3 protein-coding genes are annotated in these 1,646 nt (G+C 40.0%); all 3 read right to left on the bottom strand.

Annotated features, from left to right (window positions below; all coding sequences use genetic code 11):
• Positions 1-526, bottom strand: a 526-nt coding sequence (locus A3738_RS18780) for an iron-containing alcohol dehydrogenase (RefSeq protein WP_197473915.1), incomplete at its 3' end; no start/stop codon positions are given.
• Between the two features lie 20 nt (positions 527-546).
• Positions 547-1,224: a cytidylyltransferase domain-containing protein gene (locus A3738_RS18785; protein WP_068477028.1), complete on the bottom strand. Its 678-nt coding sequence runs from the start codon at positions 1,222-1,224 to the stop codon at positions 547-549.
• Positions 1,221-1,646 (bottom strand): hypothetical protein (locus A3738_RS18790; protein ID WP_231876702.1); only part of this gene is annotated, 426 nt, incomplete at its 5' end. The genes A3738_RS18790 and A3738_RS18785, both read right to left, overlap by 4 nt.

Here is a 1,646-nt window from a genome sequence, read left to right on the forward strand (position 1 = left end):
TGTCTACAAAATCAAGGTCAATGAGATTCATCAATGGGTGATAATAGTTACCGATGGCATTGATTGTTCTTCGAAAGTTGATCGCAACTTTACCGCCAACGCTGCTATCAACCATTGCCATGAGAGATGTAGGTATATGAACCAGATTCATTCCTCTAAGCCAAGTACTTGCTACAAAACCTGCTAAATCTCCAATTACACCGCCACCCAAGGCTACCAATGTAGCATCACGTGGGAAGTTATTTTCTTCCATGATTCCATAAATCTTCATTACCTCATTGATACTTTTATTACCTTTACCAGCATCCATAAAATAATGAAAAACAACGAACCCATGTGACTCCAAGTTTTTTGAAAGGCGACTTACAGCCGAGTCTTTGAAAAATGAGTCTGCAACGATTAACACCTGTTTGTTGTTAGTTTTTTCAGCTAAGAGCTCTGGAAATAATTCAAGCAAACCTCGTCCGATATTGATCGGGTAGCTTTGTCCATCAAATTCAACGTTGAGAGTTTTTATAATACTCATGTATGGATCAGCCTTTGACATCAAGATAGGTTTGAAAACATGCCAGAGTTAACAATCAGTTCAGCAATTTCAAAATCTTCATCTTCAATCAGATCATGACCTTCAAAGTGATTAACATTATGAATATATGCTTTGCCGCCAACCCGCTTTCGTTCTTTTTCAAATATTGACCGCGTAAAGACATAGAGCGAAGACTGCTCAAGAATAACTGGCTCTATGTCTTTTAATTGAGGTGTTGGTAAATCCAATGAATAGTTAAGTGGACGGCCCTTGTGCCAACAAAACTTCTTAAATGTGTGTGCAGTAAATGCTGAATCAGCCCTGCCCTCAACAACCTCTTGAATGCATGTTTCAATCGATTCAAGCTGAATAAATGGGCTATTCGGGTGCATTAGAACAAATACATCAGCATCTGAAAGCTTGAGAAACTCCTCGATAATTTGTTCAATCGAGATACCATTATCATCTAAAAATTTAGGTCGCTTAATGATCGAATATGAAGGCCCTTCTATGTATTCTTCAATCTCATTACTTGACGAAAAAATAACACTCTCAGCTATTAGCTCACTGCTCGCAAGAACATTAAGGCTATAATTAATAAGCGGTAGCCCGCCTAACTTTTTGGTAGCACGATTAACCGGTGCACCGGTTTGAGAGTGATACCCCATCCAAAAAGGGATAAAAGCAACAACCTTCATAAGCGTTCGCAATCCTCAGCAATTAGATCAGAACGTAAACGAGAAAGAGCCTCATCCCAAGTTCCAAACATTTTCTTGTAGTACATACGCGATTTAGGATAAAAGCCTGACACATGTTTTTCAGCCATAAACCAACGAATGTTTTCGATCGCCAATGTGAGCACAGGAACTCCGCAAGCTCCTGCAAGCTCGCTCATCGCTGTGGAAACAGACACCACCGAATCTAATTGAGAGATGATATGAGCTAGTGATGCCTGATCATCTTTCAAGTCAATGCCATAGAGCTCTATTAACTCTAGCCCTTCAGATCTAAAAGCCTCACGTTCTTCATCGCTGAGCCCATACTGAAGACTGATAAATGTCGCTTCAATACCTGATAACATCTGCGCAAATTCCTGCGCAGTGCAATACCACTCGTTTCT

Source organism: Oleiphilus sp. HI0066, from assembly GCF_001635725.1.

Bases quoted from the DNA above. Each gene is read 5' to 3' on its own strand.
- A3738_RS18785 (WP_068477028.1), bottom strand. From the start codon at position 1,224: ATGAAGGTTGTTGCTTTTATCCCTTTTTGGATGGGGTATCACTCTCAA.